At 72.9% G+C, this 19,108-nt stretch carries 16 protein-coding genes and 1 pseudogene; 10 read left to right on the top strand and 7 right to left on the bottom strand.

Annotated elements, in window-relative coordinates:
- The 7 genes and pseudogenes from PV341_RS15930 to PV341_RS15900 all read left to right on the top strand — a co-directional run.
- Window positions 1-359 (top strand): annotated as a pseudogene (locus tag PV341_RS15930) (potassium-transporting ATPase subunit B); the annotation flags it as partial.
- A gap of 20 nt (window positions 360-379) precedes the next feature.
- On the top strand, window positions 380-1,009 hold the full coding sequence (gene kdpC / locus PV341_RS15925; protein ID WP_500321913.1) for a potassium-transporting ATPase subunit KdpC: 630 nt from the start codon (window positions 380-382) through the stop codon (window positions 1,007-1,009).
- Between the two features lie 373 nt (window positions 1,010-1,382).
- The gene (locus tag PV341_RS15920) at window positions 1,383-2,903 is read left to right on the top strand and encodes a GlnX family signal transduction membrane protein (RefSeq protein WP_500321911.1); all 1,521 of its coding nucleotides are present in this window, start codon (window positions 1,383-1,385) and stop codon (window positions 2,901-2,903) included.
- 150 nt (window positions 2,904-3,053) lie between these two features.
- Window positions 3,054-5,597, top strand: a complete 2,544-nt coding sequence (locus tag PV341_RS15915; protein ID WP_500321909.1) for a DUF4118 domain-containing protein — start codon at window positions 3,054-3,056, stop codon at window positions 5,595-5,597.
- 58 nt (window positions 5,598-5,655) lie between these two features.
- On the top strand, window positions 5,656-6,339 hold the full coding sequence (locus tag PV341_RS15910; protein WP_500321908.1) for a response regulator: 684 nt from the start codon (window positions 5,656-5,658) through the stop codon (window positions 6,337-6,339).
- Between the two features lie 39 nt (window positions 6,340-6,378).
- On the top strand, window positions 6,379-6,777 hold the full coding sequence (locus PV341_RS15905; protein WP_500321907.1) for an OB-fold nucleic acid binding domain-containing protein: 399 nt from the start codon (window positions 6,379-6,381) through the stop codon (window positions 6,775-6,777).
- A 3-nt stretch (window positions 6,778-6,780) separates the two neighbouring features.
- Window positions 6,781-7,539: a DUF3159 domain-containing protein gene (locus tag PV341_RS15900; protein ID WP_500321906.1), complete on the top strand. Its 759-nt coding sequence runs from the start codon at window positions 6,781-6,783 to the stop codon at window positions 7,537-7,539.
- Window positions 7,540-7,632: 93 nt separating this feature from the next.
- Here PV341_RS15900 and PV341_RS15895 read toward each other — a convergent pair whose 3' ends face one another.
- Complete coding sequence (locus tag PV341_RS15895) at window positions 7,633-8,310, bottom strand: potassium channel family protein (protein ID WP_499514519.1); 678 nt, start codon at window positions 8,308-8,310, stop codon at window positions 7,633-7,635.
- On the bottom strand, window positions 8,307-8,975 hold the full coding sequence (locus PV341_RS15890) for a potassium channel family protein (RefSeq protein WP_026251763.1): 669 nt from the start codon (window positions 8,973-8,975) through the stop codon (window positions 8,307-8,309). The genes PV341_RS15895 and PV341_RS15890 overlap by 4 nt, the downstream gene beginning before the upstream one ends.
- 137 nt (window positions 8,976-9,112) lie before the next feature.
- On the opposite strand from PV341_RS15890, the gene PV341_RS15885 reads away from it, so the two are divergent.
- From PV341_RS15885 to PV341_RS15875, 3 genes are all read left to right on the top strand, one after another.
- Window positions 9,113-11,164 (top strand): APC family permease, encoded by a 2,052-nt coding sequence (locus tag PV341_RS15885; RefSeq protein ID WP_500321904.1) that lies wholly within the window; start codon window positions 9,113-9,115, stop codon window positions 11,162-11,164.
- Window positions 11,165-11,241: 77 nt separating this feature from the next.
- Entirely contained in the window at window positions 11,242-12,594 is a 1,353-nt protein-coding gene (locus tag PV341_RS15880) for a class I SAM-dependent RNA methyltransferase (protein WP_500358145.1), read from the top strand.
- A 446-nt stretch (window positions 12,595-13,040) separates the two neighbouring features.
- Window positions 13,041-13,721, top strand: coding sequence for a phosphatase PAP2 family protein (locus PV341_RS15875; protein ID WP_500321901.1), 681 nt, complete (start codon window positions 13,041-13,043; stop codon window positions 13,719-13,721).
- A 7-nt stretch (window positions 13,722-13,728) separates the two neighbouring features.
- Here the strand turns inward: PV341_RS15875 and PV341_RS15870 are convergent, their stop codons facing one another.
- The 5 genes from PV341_RS15870 to PV341_RS15850 are packed head-to-tail and all read right to left on the bottom strand — an operon-like array spanning window position 13,729 to window position 19,108.
- Window positions 13,729-15,063, bottom strand: coding sequence for a glutamate-1-semialdehyde 2,1-aminomutase (locus tag PV341_RS15870; RefSeq protein ID WP_500321900.1), 1,335 nt, complete (start codon window positions 15,061-15,063; stop codon window positions 13,729-13,731).
- 7 nt (window positions 15,064-15,070) lie between these two features.
- On the bottom strand, window positions 15,071-15,622 hold the full coding sequence (gene rfbC / locus PV341_RS15865) for a dTDP-4-dehydrorhamnose 3,5-epimerase (RefSeq protein ID WP_500321898.1): 552 nt from the start codon (window positions 15,620-15,622) through the stop codon (window positions 15,071-15,073).
- Window positions 15,619-16,869 carry a polysaccharide pyruvyl transferase family protein gene (locus PV341_RS15860; RefSeq protein WP_500321897.1) on the bottom strand — a complete coding sequence of 417 codons (1,251 nt, stop codon included), beginning with the start codon at window positions 16,867-16,869 and terminating at the stop codon, window positions 15,619-15,621. Before PV341_RS15860 ends, rfbC begins: the two co-directional genes overlap by 4 nt.
- Complete coding sequence (locus PV341_RS15855; protein WP_500321895.1) at window positions 16,866-17,813, bottom strand: glycosyltransferase family 2 protein; 948 nt, start codon at window positions 17,811-17,813, stop codon at window positions 16,866-16,868. Before PV341_RS15855 ends, PV341_RS15860 begins: the two co-directional genes overlap by 4 nt.
- A complete protein-coding gene (locus tag PV341_RS15850) occupies window positions 17,810-19,108 on the bottom strand; it encodes a hypothetical protein (protein WP_500321893.1) in 1,299 nt (432 codons plus the stop codon). Before PV341_RS15850 ends, PV341_RS15855 begins: the two co-directional genes overlap by 4 nt.

The raw sequence follows: 19,108 nt of genomic DNA, 5'->3' as shown, positions 1-19,108 counted from the left end.
GCAAGCAGCTGCTCATCACCCGCGGCGCGCTGACCACCTTCTCCATCGCCAACGACGTGGCGAAGTACTTCGCGATCATCCCCGCGATGTTCGCGATCGTCTACCCGGGCCTGGACAAGCTCAACATCATGCAGCTGTCCTCGCCGCAGTCCGCGATCCTGTCCGCGGTCATCTTCAACGCGCTGATCATCATCGCCCTGGTGCCGCTCGCCCTGCGCGGCGTGCGCTACCGGCCCACCAGCGCCGACCGGATGCTCCGCCGGAACCTCGGGATCTACGGACTCGGCGGCCTGGTCGCCCCGTTCATCGGCATCAAGCTGATCGACATGCTCATCTCCCTGATCCCCGGAATCCACTGACGCGAGGCGTGCAGAGAACCATGAACACTTCCGTACGCAACTCCGCCCGGCTGCTCTGGAGCGCCCTGCGCGCGCTGCTGGTGCTGACCGTCGTCCTCGGCGTCGTCTACCCCGTCGCGGTGTGGGGGGTGGGCCAGGCGGCCTTCCACGACCAGGCCAACGGCTCCGAGGCGAAGGCGGGCGGCAAGGTCGTCGGCTCCACGCTGATCGGCCAGAACTTCACCACGGGCAAGGACTTCGCCCCGGACCCCAAGTGGTTCCAGCCGCGCCCCTCGGCGGCCGACGCGGGCGCCGGCGCCGGGCCGTACGACCCGACCTACACCAGCGCGTCCAACCTCGCGGTCACCAGCAAGACCCTCACCGACCTGGTGAAGGAGCGCAAGCAGGAGGTCGCCGCCTTCAACGGCGTCCCGCAGTCCAAGGTCCCCGCGGACGCGGTCCAGGCGTCCGGCTCCGGCCTCGACCCGGACATCTCCCCGGCGTACGCGGACATCCAGACCGCGCGCGTGGCCAAGGCCAACGGGCTGAGCACCACCGAGGTCGCCCGGCTGGTCAAGGAGCACACGGACGGACGGCAGTTCGGCATCCTCGGCCAGCCGACCGTCAACGTCCTGGAGCTCAACATCGCGCTGGAGAAGCTGGCCGGCTGACCCACCGCCGCCCCCACCCACCCGGCATCACGCCCGCCGGGTGGGCTTCGGCGCGCGCGGAGGACGCCCCGCGGCGCCGCCTGGTCGCCCGGCCCGTGGTGGCGGTTCCCGGCCGCCACGGCCGGCTTCCTGGCGCCGACCGTCACGACGGTCGCCGTCCTCGGCCCCCCGCGTGAAGCACCGCCGCGCCCGGCCGTGCGCGCCCGCCGTCGTGGGGCCGGGGGGCGGGTCGCGTCAGGAAGGCGTCAAGCGCCGGGGGTCCGCCGTCAGGGGGCCGACAACGCAGGGTCCGGGACGGGGCCGGCGGGGAGACAGTGGAAGCACGGAGGGGAGGCCGGCGGAGGCCGCTCGGCGGTGCGGAGGGGGCTGCGGAATGGCGCACACCGTTACCGCTGAGGAGCGGCGGCAGGTGCCACCTGGTCCGGATCCGGACGGCGGTGGGGATTCCGGGTCAGGGAGACGGCACCGTGTTCCGCGCAGGCCTCCCCTCGGTGGGGGGTCGCCGGGCCGGCCGCGTCGCACGTTGACGGCGTCGCTGCGCGGCCGCCCCGGCACCGTACCCGCGCGGTTACGGCTGTTGCGGACGACGGCCCTCGCCGTGTGCGCCGCCCTGGCGGCGGTGCTCCTGGCGGGCGGTGCGTCGGCGGACGACTCCTGGTCGGCGATCCGCACGCACTCCGCGCCCCAGGTCACCAGCGCCGCGGGCCTGTACTTCGCGCTCAGCGACATGGACGCCCAGGTCGCCAACCAGCTCCTGACCCCCGGCGGCGGCGACGCCGCGAGGATCTACGGGCAGCGCCGCTCCGAAGCCGCCGGATACCTCCGCGACCTCGCGGAGGCCGCAGCGGGCGACCCCGCCGCCGAGCGGGAGGTCGCCGCCGCCATCCGCGACGTCGGCCGCTACGAGGAACGGGCCGCCAGGGCGCTGCTGCTCGGCGAGCGCTCCGACCGGGCCGCCGTCGATGCCTACCGCTCCGCGTCCGCCCTGATGCGCACCCGGCTGCTCCCCGAGGCCGACGCCCTGGTGACGGTCAACGACGCCTCCTTCGAGCGCGCCTACGGCCATGCGTACGACAGGGCCGGCGCCGTGCGCACGGCTGTCGTGTGCACCGGCCTCCTCCTGCTCGCGGTCCTCGTGGTGCTGCAGCTCTTCCTCGCTCGCCGCTTTCGGCGCGTGGTCAGCCCCGCGCTCGCCGCCGCCACGCTGATCGCGCTCGCCGCGACCGCCGCCGGCACGGTGGGCCTGGGCGCCCAGCGGGACGACCTGACGGTGGCCCGCAGGGACGCCTTCGACTCCGTCCTCGCGCTCACCCGCGCCCGCTCGGTCGCCTACGACGCGAACGCCGACGAGTCGCGCTACCTCCTGGACCGGGCGCACGCCGCCGGGCACGAGGCGGACTTCCTCGACAAGAGCCAGAGGCTGGCGCGGCTGCCGGGCGTCGCCTCCGTCGACGACTACGACCCCGCCCTCGCCCGGGCCCTCGACGCCTACCGCGCGGATCCGGCGGACCTGCGCTTCACCGGCTTCCTCGGTGACGAGTTCCGCAACATCACCTTCCCCGGTGAGCGCCCCGCCGCCGAGCGGGCCCTGCTCCGCTACCAGGCGTACGAGCGGGACGACCGCACGATCCGGGCCCTGGCCGGGACCGGCCGGCTTCCCGCTGCCGTCGCGTACGGCACCGGCTACGGACCCGGGGAGTCGAACCACGACTTCGCGGCGTTCGACCGGGCGCTCGGCGAGGTCATCGCCATCAACTCCGCCGCCTACGAGCGGGCCGCCGCGGACGGCGCGGACCGGGCGCTGTCCGTCCCCCTGGGCCTCGCCGGGGCGCTGGTGGCCGCCGCGGCCCTGGTCGTCCTCGGCCTGAGGCCGCGGCTCGCGGAGTTCCGCTGACCGGGGGCGGCGGCACGAGGAGGGCGTCAAGGACGCGTCAACGTGCTCCCCGCAGGAACATCACGCCCGATTTGTCCGCTGCTGGGACCATAGGATTCCTAACGTCGGACGCGCCCGGAAGGGGCACGCCACGAGGCGGAACGTGGAGCCATGGCACGCGGGACTTTGCGGATATACCTGGGGGCGGCCCCGGGAGTGGGCAAGACCTACGCCATGCTCTCCGAGGCCCACCGGCGCCTGGAGCGCGGCACCGACGTCGTCGTCGCCTTCGTCGAGCACCACGACCGTGCCCGCACGGAGGTCATGCTGCACGGCCTGGAGGTCGTGCGGCGCAAGGAGATCGAGTACCGGGACACCGTCTTCACCGAGATGGACGTCGACGCGGTGCTCGCGCGCCGGCCCGAGGTCGCCCTCGTCGACGAGATGGCGCACACCAACATCCCGGGCAGCCGCAACGAGAAGCGCTGGCAGGACATCGAGGAACTGCTCCAGGCCGGCATCAACGTCATATCGACGGTGAACATCCAGCACCTGGAGTCGCTCGGCGACGTCGTCGAGTCGATCACCGGGGTACGTCAGCGCGAGACCGTGCCCGACGAGGTGGTCCGCCGCGCCGACCAGATCGAGCTGGTCGACATGTCGCCACAGGCGCTGCGCCGCCGCATGGCGCACGGCAACATCTACGCCTCCGACAAGGTCGACGCCGCCCTGTCCAACTACTTCCGGCCCGGCAACCTCACCGCGCTGCGCGAGCTGGCCCTGCTGTGGGTGGCCGACCGGGTCGACGAATACCTGCGGCAGTACCGCACCGACCACCGGATCTCCGCCACCTGGCAGGCCCGTGAGCGCATCGTGGTCGGCCTCACCGGCGGCCCCGAGGGGCGGACGCTGATCCGGCGCGCCGCCCGGATGGCCGCCAAGGGCTCCGGCGGGGAGATCCTCGCCGTCCACATCGCGCGCAGCGACGGCCTGACGGCCGGCTCGCCCAAGGAGCTCGCCGTCCAGCGCACCCTCGTCGAGGACCTCGGCGGTTCCTTCCACCACGTCGTCGGCGACGACGTCCCCGGCGCCCTGCTGGACTTCGCCCGCGGGGTCAACGCCACCCAGGTCGTGCTCGGCACCAGCCGCCGGCCCGCGTGGCAGTACGTCTTCGGGCCGGGCGTCGGCGCGACCGTGGCCCGCGAGTCCGGGCCGGACCTCGACGTCCACATCGTCACCCACGAGCACGCCGCCAAGGGCCGGGGCCTGCCCGTGGCCCGCGGCGCCCAGCTCGGCCGCTCCCGGGTGATCGCCGGCTGGCTGACCGGTGTGCTCGGCCCCGCGCTGCTCTGCCTGGTGCTCACCCAGCTGCACCCCGCCCTGGGCATCGCCACCGACATGCTGCTGTTCATGACCCTGACGGTCGCGGCGGCCCTCGTCGGCGGCCTCTACCCGGCGCTGGTCTCGGCGGTCGGCGGCTCACTGCTGCTGAACTACTTCTTCGCCCCGCCCCTGCACACCTTCACCATCGCCCAGCCCGAGAACCTGATCGCCATCGTGATCTTCGTGCTGGTCGGTATCGCGGTGGCCTCCGTGGTGGACCTGGCGGCGCGCCGCACCCACCAGGCCGCCAGACTCCAGTCCGAGGCCGAGATCCTGTCGTACCTGGCCGGCAGCGTGCTGCGCGGCGAGCACTCCCTGGACGCCCTGCTGGAACGGGTCCGGGAGACCTTCGGCATGGAGGCCGTGTCGCTGCTGGAGCGGGCCAGCGAGCACGACGTGTGGACCTGCGCCGCCGGCGTCGGCAGCCGGCAGTGCCTGCGCCCCGAGGACGCGGACGTGGAGGTGCCGGTCAGCGACAACCTCTCGCTGGCCCTGGTCGGCCGGGTGCTGCCCGCCTCCGACCGCCGGGTGCTCTCCGCCTTCGCGGCCCAGGCCGCCGGCGTCCTGGACCGGCAGCGGCTGGAGGACGAGGCCGCCAGGGCCCACAAGCTCGCCGAGGGCAACCGCATCCGCACCGCCCTGCTCGCCGCCGTCTCGCACGACCTGCGCACCCCGCTCGCCGCCATCAAGGCGGCCGTCAGCTCGCTGCGCTCCGACGACGTCGCCTGGTCCGAGGAGGACGAGGCCGAGCTCCTGGAGGCCATCGAGGAGGGCGCGGACCGGCTCGACAACCTGGTCGGCAACCTCCTCGACATGTCGCGCCTGCAGACCGGCACGGTCACCCCGCTGATCCGCGAGGTGGACCTCGACGAGGTCGTTCCCAAGGCCCTGCGCGGAGTCCCCGACGGCAGCGTCACCCTGGACGTCCCCGAGACCCTCCCGATGGTCTCCGTAGACCCGGGGCTCCTCGAGCGCAGCGTCGCCAACATCGTCGAGAACGCCGTCAAGTACAGCCCCGCCGGCACCCGGGTGCTGGTCGCCGCCAGCGCCCTGGGCGGCCACGTCGACCTGCGCGTCGTCGACCGCGGGCCCGGTGTCCCCGACGTCGCCAAGGAACGGATCTTCGAGCCGTTCCAGCGGTACGGCGACGCCCCCCGCGGCAACGGAGTGGGCCTCGGCCTCGCGGTGGCCCGCGGCTTCGCCGACGCCATGGGCGCCACCCTCCAGCCCGAGGACACCCCGGGAGGCGGCCTGACGATGGTGCTCACCCTCCCGGCCGCGCCCGGCAGCGCCCCCGCCGCCCCGGACCTCCCGGCCGAGGCGACGACCTGACCGTGCCCGCACCGCACCCCCGCTCCACCCCCCTCACCGAGAAGGAAAGGCAGGCTCCATGAACCGGGTGCTCGTGGTCGACGACGAGCCGCAGATCGTGCGCGCTCTCGTGATCAACCTGCGGGCCCGCAAGTACGAGGTCGACGCCGCCCACGACGGCGCGACCGCGCTGCAGCTCGCCGCCGCCCGCCACCCCGACGTCATCGTGCTCGACCTCGGCCTGCCCGACATGGACGGCGTCGAGGTGATCCGCGGACTGCGCGGCTGGACCCGCGTGCCGATCATCGTGCTCTCCGCCCGCCAGGCCTCCGACGAGAAGGTCGAGGCCCTCGATGCGGGCGCCGACGACTACGTCACCAAGCCCTTCGGCATGGACGAGCTGCTGGCCCGGCTGCGCGCCGCCGTCCGCCGCGCCACGCCCGGTGGCCCCGAGGACGGCGCCGCGACCGTGGAGACCGAGTCCTTCACCGTCGACCTCGCCGCCAAGAAGGTCACCCGCGACGGCGCCGACGTCCGGCTCACGCCCACCGAGTGGCATCTGCTGGAGGTCCTGGTCCGCAACACCGGCCGTCTGGTCAGCCAGAAGCAGCTGCTCCAGGAGGTCTGGGGCCCGTCCTACGGCACTGAGAGCAACTACCTGCGGGTCTACATGGCGCAGTTGCGGCGCAAGCTGGAGGCCGACCCCGCGCACCCGCGGCACTTCATCACCGAGCCGGGCATGGGCTACCGCTTCGAGAAGTGATCGGTGATCCGTTCACCCGGGCCCGGTACCCTTCCAGGTATGAGTGGTACCACCCGTTCGGACCGGCCTGCCGGCCGCTTCCGCAGGATGCTCGACCGACTGTCCAGCTCCCAGGAGGAGCTGCACTCCGACGAGCTGCGGCAGGACACCGCGGACGTCGGGTGCACCCGGATCTGCGACTGCTCCGATCGCGACATAGTGACCGTGACCGGTACACTACGCGCTGTCACTCTGCGGCCGCGGGCCGGCGTGCCCGCCCTGGAGGCCGAGCTGTTCGACGGTTCCGCACCGCTGGACGTGGTGTGGCTGGGCCGGCGCAGCATCGTCGGCATCGAGCCGGGCCGCAGGATCATCGCGTCGGGGCGGATCGCCATGAACCGCGGCCGTCCGGTGCTGTTCAATCCCAAGTACGAGTTGCGTCCGGTCGGACAGGAGTAGCCGGTGGCGTCGATCGACAAGCGGACCGGGGCACAGCCCACGACCGGGACCGAGCACGGGCCGGAGCAGGACGCGGCCGCCTCGAAGGCGGCCGCCGACCATGCGCTCCTGGAGGCCTTCGGCGGCGTCTGGGGCATGATCGACACGACGGTGCCCGGCCTCGTCTTCGTCCTGATCTACACGATCAACCGGGACATCCACATCGCGGCCATCGCCGCCCTGGGCCTGTCGCTGGTGCTGGCACTGGCCCGCCTGGTGCGCCGGCAGACCCTCAAGCACGCCTTCAGCGGCGTCTTCGGCGTCGCCTTCGGCGCGGTGTTCGCGATGATGTCCGGCGACGCGAAGAACTTCTACCTGCCCGGCATGCTCTACACCCTCGGGCTCGCGGTCGCCTACGTGGTCTCCGCGCTGGTGAAGTACCCGCTGATCGGACTGCTGCTCGGCCCGATCCTCAAGGAGAACCTGTCCTGGCGGACGCGGAACCCGGGCCGGCTCGTCGCGTACACCAAGGCCACCTGGGCCTGGGGCGTCATCCTGCTGGTCAAGTCGGCGATCCTCTTCCCGCTCTACTTCTGGGGGAACGCCACCCAGCTCGGCTGGGTCAAGGTCGCCCTCGGCATCCCGCCGTTCCTGCTCTGCGTCTACCTGACCTGGATCTTCCTGGCCAAGGCGCCGCCGCCGATCGACGTGATCGCGGAGATGGAGGAGGCCGAGCGGGCCGAGAAGGCCGAGCGCGCCGCCGAGGAGGCCGCCAACCGCTGACCTGGCGCCCCGCGCCGACGGCAACGCACGAGGGGCGGCCGGAACCCACGGGTTCCGGCCGCCCCTCGTCGTACGGCCTGGACGTCCTACGCCCTACGCACCGGCCTCGGCGCTGCGCACCGAGAGCAGGTCCTCCAGTTGCTCCTCGCGGTGCGGGGCCGCGACGAACAGCAGCTCGTCGCCCGCCTCGAGCGCGTCGTCCTTGGAGGGGGTGAGCACGCGGTGGCCGCGGATGATCGTGACCAGCGAGGTGTCCTCCGGCCAGGCGACCTCCCCGACCCGGGTGCCCACCAGCGCGGCCTCCTCGGGGAGCGTCAGCTCGACCAGGTTCGCGTCGCCCTGGCTGAAGCGCATCAGCCGGACGAGGTCGCCGACGCTCACCGCCTCCTCCACCAGCGCCGACATCAGGCGCGGGGTGGAGACGGCCACGTCCACGCCCCAGGCCTCGTTGAACAGCCACTCGTTCTTGGGGTTGTTCACCCGTGCGACGACGCGCGGGACGCCGTACTCGGTCTTGGCGAGCAGCGAGACGACCAGATTGACCTTGTCGTCGCCCGTGGCGGCGATCACCACGTTGCATCGCTGCAGCGCGGCCTCGTCCAGCGACGTGATCTCGCAGGCGTCGGCCAGCAGCCACTCGGCCTGGGGCACCCGCTCCACCGAGATCGAGGTCGGGTTCTTGTCGATCAGCAGGACCTCGTGGCCGTTCTCCAGCAGCTCACCCGCGATCGAGCGGCCCACGGCCCCGGCCCCGGCAATGGCGACCCTCATCGGTGCGCCTCCTCAGGGCCCTTTGCGAACGCCGCTTCGACCTGTTCGACCTCGCCCGTGCGCATCATCACATGCACCAGGTCGCCTTCCTGCAGGACCGTCTCCGACGTGGGGAGCATCGCCTCGCCCAGCCGGGTGAGGAACGCCACGCGCACTCCGGTCTCCTCCTGGAGCCTGCTGATCTTGTGGCCGACCCAGGCGGTGTCCGTGTGCACCTCGGCGAGCTGCACACCCCCGCTCGGGTCGCGCCACAGCGGCTCCGCGCCGGACGGCAACAGGCGGCGCAGCATCTGGTCGGCCGTCCAGCGGACGGTGGCGACGGTGGGGATGCCCAGGCGCTGGTACACCTCCGCCCGCCGGGGGTCGTAGATCCGGGCGGCGACGTTCTCGATCCCGAACATCTCCCGGGCCACCCGGGCTGCGATGATGTTGGAATTGTCACCGCTGCTGACGGCCGCGAAGGCGCCCGCCTCCTCGATGCCGGCCTCGCGCAGCGTGTCCTGGTCGAATCCGACCCCGGTCACGCGGCGCCCGCTGAACCCGGAGCCCAGGCGGCGGAACGCCGTCGGGTCCTGGTCGATCACGGCCACTGTATGACCTTGCTGCTCAAGGGAGTGCGCGAGAGTGGAACCCACTCGCCCACACCCCATAATCACGACGTGCACGACCGTCCTTCCGGCTGTCAACAATTCCGGCCGATCCCCCTCAGGGTCTCAGACCGCGCCCAAAGCTACACACGCACGTAAGCCCTTGATAGGTGGGCGGGGGATCGGAAATCTTGACGATCCTCTAACATCGCGGGGTGTCCAAACTGACCGACCTTCCGAAACGGATCCTGATCGGGCGGGCGCTCCGCAGCGACAGGCTCGGAGAGACGCTCCTCCCGAAGAGGCTGGCGCTCCCCGTCTTCGCCTCCGACCCGCTGTCCTCCGTGGCGTACGCGCCCGGAGAGGTGCTCCTGGTCCTGTCGATCGCGGGAGTGTCGGCCTACCACTTCAGCCCCTGGATCGCGGTCGCGGTCGTCGTGCTGATGTTCACCGTCGTCGCCTCGTACCGGCAGAACGTGCACGCCTACCCCTCCGGCGGTGGCGACTACGAGGTCGCGACGACCAACCTCGGCCCGCGCGCCGGGCTCACCGTGGCCAGCGCGCTGCTGGTCGACTACGTCCTCACCGTGGCCGTGTCGGTCGCCTCCGGCGTGGAGAACCTCGGCTCCGCCGTGCCGTTCTTCGTCGAGCACAAGGTGCTGGGCGCCATCGGCATGATCGTCCTGCTCATGCTGATGAACCTGCGCGGCGTGCGTGAATCGGGCACGATCTTCGCCATCCCCACCTACGCCTTCGTCTTCGGCGTCTTCTGCATGCTGGCCTGGGGGATCTTCCGGATCGCGATCGGCGAGGAGATGCACGCGCCGACCGCCGGCTACACGATCAAGGCCGAGCACACCGGACTCGCGAGCTTCGCGCTCGTCTTCCTCCTGCTGCGGGCCTTCTCCTCCGGCTGTGCCGCGCTCACCGGCGTCGAGGCGATCAGCAACGGCGTGCCCGCCTTCCGCAAGCCGAAGTCCAAGAACGCCGCGACGACCTTGGCGCTGATGGGCGTCCTCGCCGTGACCATGTTCTGCGGCATCATCGCGCTCGCCCTCAACACCAACGTCCGCATGGCCGAGAACCCGGCCGCCGACCTGCTGGTGAACGGCAAGCCGGTCGGCCCCGGCTACACCCAGGACCCGGTGATCGCCCAGGTCGCCTCCGCCGTCTTCGGCGACGGGTCGATCCCCTTCATCTTCCTGGCCGGGGCCACGGCGCTGGTGCTCTTCCTGGCCGCCAACACCGCGTACAACGGCTTCCCCGTGCTCGGCTCGATCCTCGCCCAGGACCGCTACCTGCCGCGCCAGCTGCACACCCGCGGCGACCGGCTCGCCTTCAGCAACGGCATCGTGCTGCTCGCCGCCTTCGCGTGCGTACTGGTCTACATCTACGGGGCCGACTCGACGCGGCTGATCCAGCTGTACATCGTCGGCGTCTTCGTCTCCTTCACGCTCAGCCAGATCGGCATGGTCCGGCACTGGAACCGGCACCTGGCGACCGAGACCGACCCCGCCGTGCGCCGCCACATGGTCCGCTCCCGGGCGATCAACACCTTCGGCGCCTTCTTCACCGGGCTCGTCCTCGTCGTCGTGCTGCTGACCAAGTTCACGCACGGCGCCTGGGTCGCCGTCCTGGGCATGGTCCTCTTCTACGGCATGATGACGGCCATCCGGCGCCACTACGACCGGGTCTCCAGCGAACTCGCGGCCGCCGAGGAGCGCAGCGAGGAGGAGGTCAAGCCCTCCCGCGTGCACTCCATCGTCCTGGTCTCCAAGGTGCACAAGCCCACCCTGCGGGCCCTGTCGTACGCCAAGCTCTTCCGGTCGGACACGCTGGAGGCGCTCAGCATCAACGTGGACCCGGCGGACACCAAGGCGCTGCAGGCCGAGTGGCACCGCCGCGGCATCGAGGTGCCGCTGAAGGTGCTGGACTCGCCGTACCGCGAGATCACCCGGCCGATCATCGACTACGTCAAGAGCCTGCGCCGCAGCAGCCCGCGCGACGTCGTGTCGATCTTCATCCCGGAGTACGTGGTCGGCCACTGGTACGAGCACCTGCTGCACAACCAGAGCGCGCTGCGGCTCAAGGGCCGGCTGCTGTTCACCCCCGGCGTCATGGTCACCTCCGTGCCCTGGCAGCTGGAGTCCTCCGAGCGCGCCAAGCAGCGGGCCCGCAAGGGCGCCGAGTGGAACGCGCCTGGCTCCGTGCGCCGCGGCGAGGCAGGGCCGTCCAAGCGGCACCGGGAGCCCAGCGGGCGGGCGTGAACCCGGGGCGGCGGCGGGCCGTAGACTGGTGAGCTGCCGTCCTTCCCCGCCCCCTGCCCCCAGGAGCCTGTTCCGTCATGCAGCACCGTACGAAGGCCCCTGAGGCCGACGCCCTCGTCGGCGAGCGCTACGAGGTCGAGGTCGGCCCGGTGGCGCACGGCGGCCACTGCATCGCGAGGACGGTCCTGCCGGGCCACGACCGGCCGCAGGTGATCTTCGTCCGGCACACGCTCCCCGGCGAGCGGGTCATCGCCGAGATCACCGAGGGCGGCCCGGACTCGCGCTTCCTGCGCGCCGACGCCGTGGAGGTCCTGCAGGCCTCCCCGGACCGCGTGGAGGCGCCCTGCCCGTTCTCCGGCCCCGGCAAGTGCGGCGGCTGCGACTGGCAGCACGCCGCACCCGGCGCGCAGCGGCGGCTCAAGGTGCAGGTGATCACCGAGCAGCTCCAGCGGCTCGCCCACCTCACCCCCGAGGAGGCCGGCTGGGACGGCACCGTCGAACCCGCCCCCGGCGACAAGGTCGCCAAGGGCGAGGTCCCGGCCTGGCGCACCCGCGTCCAGTACGCCGTGGACGCCGAGGGCCACGCGGGCCTGCGCCGCCACCGCTCGCACGAGGTCGAGCGCGTCGACCGCTGCCTGATCGCCGCCCCCGGCGTCCGCGAGCTGGGCGTGGAGTCCCGCGACTGGTCGGGCATCGCCTCGGTCGAGGCCATCGCCGCCACCGGCTCCTCCGACCGCCAGGTGATCCTCACCCCCCGCCCCGGCGGCCGCCTCCCCCTGGTCGAGCTGGACCGTCCCGTCTCCGTCCTGCGCGTCGACGAGCAGGACGGCGTCCACCGCGTGCACGGCCGCGGCTTCGTGCGCGAGCGCGCGATCGACCGCACCTGGCGCGTCGGCTCCGGCGGCTTCTGGCAGGTCCACCCCCAGGCCCCCGGGCTCCTGGTCGAGGCCGTCATGCAGGGCCTCATGCCGCGCAAGGGCGAGACCGCCCTGGACCTCTACTGCGGCGTGGGCCTGTTCGCGGGCGCCCTCGCCGAGCGGGTCGGCGAGACCGGCGCGGTGCTCGGCATCGAGTCCGGCAAGCGCGCCGTGGAGGACGCCCGGCACAACCTGGCCGACTTCGACCGCGTCCGCATCGAGCAGGGCAAGGTCGAGTCCGTACTGCCGCGCACCGGGATCACCGAGGCCGACCTCGTCGTCCTCGACCCGCCCCGCACCGGCGCCGGCCGCGCCACCGTGGAGCACGTCGCCTCCCTCGGCCCCCGCCGCATCGCCTACGTCGCCTGCGACCCCGCCGCCCTCGCCCGCGACCTCGGCTACTTCGCGGCGGCCGGGTACGCCCCGCGGCGGATGCGTGCGTTCGACCTCTTCCCGATGACGCACCACGTGGAGTGCGTGGCGATCCTGGAGCCGGTGCGAGAGGCCGTCTGAGCGGACGACGTTGGCCCCGGCCCACGTCGGGGCCGGCAGGAGGGTCACGCCACCCCCCGGAGTTCGCCAAATGTTGACGCGCGGACGCTCCGACGGCGGTGTGCCGCGACCGCGTTGTTGGTTAGGGTGGGCCGCACGGGCCGGTGGCTCCCGCGAGGGCCACGCCGGATACGACGGGGGGTCGTTGGTGGGGAGTTGGCGCCGGCAGGAGCCGAAGGCCGCAGCGGGCCCGGACGTCGGCCCGGCTCCGTTCACGCTCGACGTGCTGGTCATCGTGCCCGGTCGAGCCGTGCGCAGCCCGTGCGACTGACGATCCCGGCCATGCCGGCGGGCGGTGGCGAGGTGCGTGGCATCCGCCGGATGGTCTGCGACGGTGTGCGGGGTGTCCGGTTCGACCGCCGCCACGGAGGGGCCCGCGGCGCGGGTCCGGACCACCCGGTGGGCGGGTGAACCGCCGGCCGGGGCCCGCGGCGCTGCCTCCGTCGCTGCGTGGGTGGCTCGGGCCGATCGCGGCCCTCGCGGCGCTGATGGTCCTCGTGCTCGGGGTCCGGTACGCGGGCGACAGCGAGCCCAGCGCGGTGGACACGCGGATCATGGCGGCAGTGGACGGTGCGCGGGCGCCGTGGCACAACGTCGCTCTGGCCACGGACTTCCTGGGGGAGCCCGGGGGAGCGGTGATGCTGCTCGTGGCCACCGTGACGGGCTGCCTGCTGCTTCGGCGTCCTCGCGCGGCGGTGCTCGTCGTCGCCGGCGCGGGCCTGACCGTGGGGACGACGACGCTGCTCAAGTCCGTGGTGGGACGCACCATCCACGGCGCGAACCTGTCCTACCCGAGCGGGCACACCGCCTTCGCCACCGCGCTCGCCCTGGTGGTGGCGCTGCTCGCCGCCGACCGGCTCGGCCTCCGCAGGACAGCCGGCACGTCACTCGTGCTCGCCGCGGCGCTGGTCGCCGGTGCCGCCATGGGCTGGGCGCAGGTCGCCCTGGGCGCGCACTACCCGACCGACGCCCTCGGCGGTGGGTGCACCGCGCTGGCCGTGGTACCGGCGACCGCCTGGCTGGTCGACCGGATGGCCGACCGGCTGGCCGACGGGACGGCCGGCGCCGGTCGGCTGGAGCGTCGCTGACGCCCTGTCAGGCCCGGCGGCGGAACACGGGTTTCACCGGTCGTCCGGTCAGCCAGGGGGTGGGGTCGGCGGCGTCCAGTGCCTTCCTGTACACCGCGCATGCCCCGGCCACCACGTCGACGGTGTGATCGATGTCGGCGTCGCTGAGCGCGCTGCTCACCACGAACGACGGGGCCAGCACCCCGCCGGCGAGGAGCCGGTGCAGGAACAGGGTGCGGTACTCCTGCGAGGGCCGCAGGTTCTCGTCGAGGGTGGCGAAGACCAGGTTGCTGGGCCGGCCCCGGACGACGATGTGGTCGCCGACGCCCATGGCGGCCGCGGCGTCGCGGACACCGGCGGCCAACCGCTCGCCCAGGGTGTGCAGCCGCGCGGTGACGCCCTCTTCGACGTAGGTGGTGAGCACGGCCATCGCGGCCGCCAGGGAGTGCGTCTCCGCACCGTGCGTGGTGGACAGCAGGAACACCCGGTCGCCGGGGTGCCGCAGCCCGCCCCGCTCCATCAGGTCGCGGCGCCCGGCCAGCGCGGAGACGGCGAATCCGTTGCCCAGCGCCTTGCCGAACGTGGAGAGGTCGGGGACGACGCCGTACAGGCCCTGGGCGCCCGCCTCGGACCAGCGGAAGCCGGTGATCATCTCATCGAAGATCAGTACGCAGCCGTGCCGGTCGGCCAGCTCGCGCAGGCCGGCGAGGTACCCCGGCGGCGGCTCGGTGTGGGTGGCGGGTTCGAGGATCAGGCAGGCGACCTCGCCCTGGTACCGGGTGAGCAGCTCCTCCGTGGCGGCCAGGTCCCCGTAGGGGAACGCCACGGTGAGCTCGTTGGTCGCCGCCGGAATGCCGGCGGACATCGGCGTGGTGCCGATGAACCAGTCGTCGACGGAGAAGAACGGATGGTCGGCGCAGAGGGCCACCCGCGGGCGCCCGGTGGCGGCGCGGGCGAGGCGCACCGCGGCGGTGGTGGCGTCCGAGCCGTTCTTGGCGAACTTCACCATCTCGGCGGTCGGCACCGTGGCCAGGAAGCGTTCCGCGGCTTCGACCTCCACGATGGACGGCCGGACGAAGTTGCTGCCGCGGTCGAGTTCCCGCCGCACCGCCTCGATCACGCGTGGGTGGGCGTGGCCGAGGCTGACCGACCGCAGGCCGGAGCCGTACTCGACGTAGCGGTTGCCGTCGACGTCCCACACGTGGGCACCGTGGCCGTGGCTGATGACCGGAGCCAGGTTCTCGGGGTACTGGTCGTCGCCCTTGGCGTAGGTGTGCGCGCCCCCGGGGATCATGGCGTGCAGCCGCTCGTTCGCCATCCGCGACCGGGGCAGGAGGAACTCTCCGGTGTCTTCGGTGTACACGCCGACCTCAACTTTCCAGGTGCTTGAGGACCTCGGCGAGGCTCGGCGCCTCCCGGTCCCGCTGGGACATCGATGTGACCGGCAGCGGCCAGGCAATGGCGAGCTCCGGGTCGTCGAAGGCGATCGTCACGTCCTCGGCCGGATCGTGCGGGCGGTCGATCCGGTACGAGGTGTCGGCGGTGTCGGTCAGCGCCTGGAAGCCGTGTGCGCACCCCGCCGGGATGTACAGGGACACCTGCGTCTCGCCGGACAGCTCGAAGGTGGCCCGGTTGCGGTACGTCGGCGAGTCCGGCCGCAGGTCCACGACGACGTCGAAGATCCTCCCGTACGAGCACCGCACCAACTTGGCCTCGCCGGCGCCGGAGCGCAGGTGCAGGCCGCGCAGCACGCCCCGGACCGAGCGGGACAGGCTGTCCTGGACGAAGGCGTCCGGGTCGAGGCCCACCGAGCGGACCACGTCGGTGTCGAAGGTGCGGCAGAAGAAGCCGCGTTCGTCGGCGTACGGCGTCGGTTCGAAGAGGTACGCGCCGGTGATCTCCGGGACTTGGGTCGCCTTCATGGGGCCTTCCGCGAGGTGTGGGGGTGGCCGGCCGCAGGGAACAGGGCCGCGGTCAAGGAGTGGAACTGGTGCTGGAGCCGCAGGGCGGCGGCCAGGTTCCGCTCGGTCAGGGTCCGCCGCAGCTCGGCCGAACGCTTCTCCAGGGCACGGAACTGTTCGAGCAGCCGGTCGGCGTCGACCTCGCGCGCCGGGTGGCAGTACGCGCCGAGGCCCATCTCCGCCATGAGCGCGTCGCTCTTCGCCGCGTAGCTGAGGGCGAGCACCGGCGTACCGGTCTTCAGCGCGCAGATCAGGTTGTGGTAGCGGGCCGCCACCACGGTGTCGGCAGCCGCCATCTCCTTCATCAGGTCGGCCAGTGAGGACGGCTCGGCGGCGGTGACCAGCGGCGAGTCCACCGCGTCGAGGATCGCGGCGACCACCGACGTGTCGCACTGGTCACCGGTGAGCAGCCGGACGGCCCGGTCCTCCTCGACGAGCGTGCGGACGAACCGGATCGTCCCGTCGAGGTAGCGCCGGTGTATCTCGTCGGCCCGGGCACGATCGTCGTTGCCGCCGTGGAAGTCCATGACGCCGACGCAGACCGGGCCCTGAGGCGCCGACGGGTCCGAGAGCTTGCCGGGTCCGCCCGACCCTGGCGTCGGCAGGGCGAAGGCGAGGTCCGGGTAGACCTCGTCGCGCGCGGTGTCCACGCCCATCGCCCGCATCGCCTCGCGGGACTGCGCGTCCCGGTACGACCGGTAGGCGGCCAGCCGCGCCGACCAGCGCACCAGGGCCCGGGTCGGCCGGTCGCCGATCGTCGCGGCGCCGACGCTGACCAGCGCCACCCGGGTGCGCAGCAGCCGGCCACTGGCGCAGAGCAGGAACAGCGAGTACGGGAAGCCCCACGGCCGCAGCGGCAGCGTGGCCTCCAGGACGCCCATGCCCGGGACGATCACCACGTCGTGCCGGCGCACCCAGGCGGCGGTGCGGAAGACGTCGACGAGTTTGCCCAGGCCCTTCCCCGCGACCGCGCCCGCACGCGAGGCGGTCCGGTACTCCCCGCGGTACCAGTGCAGCCGCGTCGCGGGGATCCCGAACCGGGTCGTCACGGTCTCGGGTCCGCCGCACAGCGCGTCCACGACCGCGTCCGGGTGTTCGGCGCGGAGGTACCCGAGGACGGCTTCGAGCGAACCGTCGTTGCCGAGGTTGCCCGAGCCGAGCAGGCCGAACACCCCGACGCGCACCGGGGCCCCGGCCGTGGCCGTCACGTGCGCCTCCCCTCACGGCCGGCGACGAGGGCGTCGACGGAGACGGTGAGCAGACCCGGGTCGACCGGGGCGCGGTCCTCGACCCGTTCGCCGGCGCCCGGCCGGACCCGGCTGGTCATCCAGGCGGCCAGGTGGCGGTAGCACGCACGCCGGTCGGCCGGGGACAACGGCGCGCGCCGGATCGCCGAGGCGAAGCCCCAGACGTACTCTGCGAGCAGCCGGGGCGTCGGGTGCAGCAGGCCTGCCCGGCGCGGGTCCAGGTTGACGCACCGGGAGCGCTTGGAAGGGTTCGCCCGCTCGGCGCGGGTGGGGTGGTCGCGGCGGAAGTACAGCAGCTCCGGCACCTGGTGGAAGGGCCCGTGCAGGCCGATCTCGCTGACGAACGTGCGGTCCGCGTGGTGGTAGCTGTCGTGCGGCTTCACCCGGCGCAGCACGTCGGCACGCATCACCCCGTAGAAGTCGTCGCCGCCGGGCTCGAACAGCATGCTGCGGAATCGCTCCGGCGCGTGCGGCGAGCCGGTGGCGAGCGTGTACTCGTACGGGACCTTCACCTTGCCCTCGGCGTCGATGACCGCCTGGTCGGCGTGCGCCAGGATCACGTCCGGCCGTTCGTCGAGCGCCTCCACGCAGCGCCGCAGCAGGTCCCGGGCGTACAGGTCGTCGTGCGAGGCCCACTTGAACAGCTCGCCGCGGCATTCGGTGAACACGTGGTTGTGGTTCGGCGCGGCGCCGATGTTCCGGGTCAGGCGGAGGTACCGGATGCGCGAGTCCCGCGCGGCGTACTTGCGGCAGATCTCCTGGGTTCCGTCGGTGGAGGCGTTGTCGGAGATGACCAGCTCGAAGTCCTCGTAGGTCTGGCCGAGCAGGGCGTCGAGCGACTCGGCCAGGTACTCCTCGCCGTTGTACACGGGCAGGCCGATGCTCAGCCTGGGTTGGGCGGTCATGAGGTCCTCACTTCGGGGATGGGATCGCGGTGGTGCTCGCGCAGGGCGGACCGCAGTTGCAGCCACCACACGGCCGAGCTGCCGACGGTCGCGGCGGCGACGCCCCAGGCCGAGCCGACCGTGCCGGCGGCGGCGGCCCCGCCGAGCCCGCCGCTGACGTAGCAGGCGGAGGCGAACAGCTGGCAGCGCAGGCTGCGCCGGGCCGCGCCGAGCGCGCGCAGCCCGGCCGCCGCGCCGGTGCCCAGGCCCGCGCCCGCGACGCCGAGGGTGACCGGCACGATGAGTTGCGAGGCGGAGTGCCAGACTCCGCCGAGCAACAGCTCGCCGAGACGGCCGGGGACCAGCAGCAGCGCCGAGCCCCAGAGCAGAGCGGCGGCGGCCTGCCCCCCGCCCAGCAGGAGGCAGAACGTGCCGAGCCGGTGCGGGGCCCGCCGTAGCACCCGGGCCGCCTCCGGGACGGTGACGAGCGAGAGCCCCATGAGCACCGCCAGGAACGGGCCGAGCAGGAGCTCTGCGCCCCGCACCGCACCCACCGCGCTCACCCCGACGATCGCGCCGAGCCCGTACGCCCGCAGCTGGCTCGCACCGCTGAGGCTGACGTTCTCGACCAGGTACCGGTAGCCGAGGTCGCGCTGCTCGCGGAGCCACCCGCGCGCCTCGGTCAGCCGCGGCCGGATGCCGGACTGGAGGTAGCCGTACCCGGCCGCCACCGTGGCGGACGCGCCCCAGGCGAGCACGAAGGCCGCCACGCTGCCCGCACGGGCCGCCACCACCATGGCCGGGACGAGGGCGACTCCCCACACGACGTCGTTGACGAACGCCTTCCGCCCGGTGCCGGCGGCGAAGAACGAGAACCGCCAGGCGTCCTGGAGCAGCAGCCCCGGCAACACGACACCAAGGGCGGCGAACGCGGGCCCCACCCGGCCGCCGAGGCCGAGCCCGGCCACCAGGCACGCCGCGCCGATGGCCGCACCGACGCCGAGTGCGGTACCCGTCGACCGGGCCACCGCCCCGCGCCAGGACGCGTCCGGCACCCCGCTGAAGCGCACCACGAGCGGATCGGTGGCCAGCCCGCGGGAGACGTTGAGCACCACGCCGTACGTCACCCAGGCGAGGCTGAACACGCCGAACGCGGTCACCCCCAGCGAGCGGGCCACGTAGACGCCCACCACGAAGTTGCTCACGCTGGAGGCCGCCTGGTCGGCCAGTCCCCAGGACAGCCGGCCGACCAGGGCCCGCCTGGCGGACCGGGCCGCTGGCGCCGTCGTCCGCGGATTCTCCCCCTCGGTGGTCAT

It is taken from the genome of Streptomyces sp. PA03-1a (assembly GCF_033792805.1).
Classification (GTDB): domain Bacteria; phylum Actinomycetota; class Actinomycetes; order Streptomycetales; family Streptomycetaceae; genus Actinacidiphila.
This window is presented reverse-complemented; position numbering and strand designations above follow the sequence as displayed.

Bases quoted from the DNA above. Each gene is read 5' to 3' on its own strand.
- PV341_RS15920 (WP_500321911.1), top strand. From the start codon at position 1,383: ATGGCGCACACCGTTACCGCTGAGGAGCGGCGGCAGGTGCCACCTGGT.
- PV341_RS15855 (WP_500321895.1), bottom strand. From the start codon at position 17,813: ATGACCGCCCAACCCAGGCTGAGCATCGGCCTGCCCGTGTACAACGGC.
- PV341_RS15910 (WP_500321908.1), top strand. From the start codon at position 5,656: ATGAACCGGGTGCTCGTGGTCGACGACGAGCCGCAGATCGTGCGCGCT.
- PV341_RS15850 (WP_500321893.1), bottom strand. From the start codon at position 19,108: ATGACCACCGAGGGGGAGAATCCGCGGACGACGGCGCCAGCGGCCCGG.
- kdpC (WP_500321913.1), top strand. From the start codon at position 380: ATGAACACTTCCGTACGCAACTCCGCCCGGCTGCTCTGGAGCGCCCTG.
- PV341_RS15895 (WP_499514519.1), bottom strand. From the start codon at position 8,310: ATGAGGGTCGCCATTGCCGGGGCCGGGGCCGTGGGCCGCTCGATCGCG.
- PV341_RS15905 (WP_500321907.1), top strand. From the start codon at position 6,379: ATGAGTGGTACCACCCGTTCGGACCGGCCTGCCGGCCGCTTCCGCAGG.
- PV341_RS15915 (WP_500321909.1), top strand. From the start codon at position 3,054: ATGGCACGCGGGACTTTGCGGATATACCTGGGGGCGGCCCCGGGAGTG.
- PV341_RS15880 (WP_500358145.1), top strand. From the start codon at position 11,242: ATGCAGCACCGTACGAAGGCCCCTGAGGCCGACGCCCTCGTCGGCGAG.
- rfbC (WP_500321898.1), bottom strand. From the start codon at position 15,622: ATGAAGGCGACCCAAGTCCCGGAGATCACCGGCGCGTACCTCTTCGAA.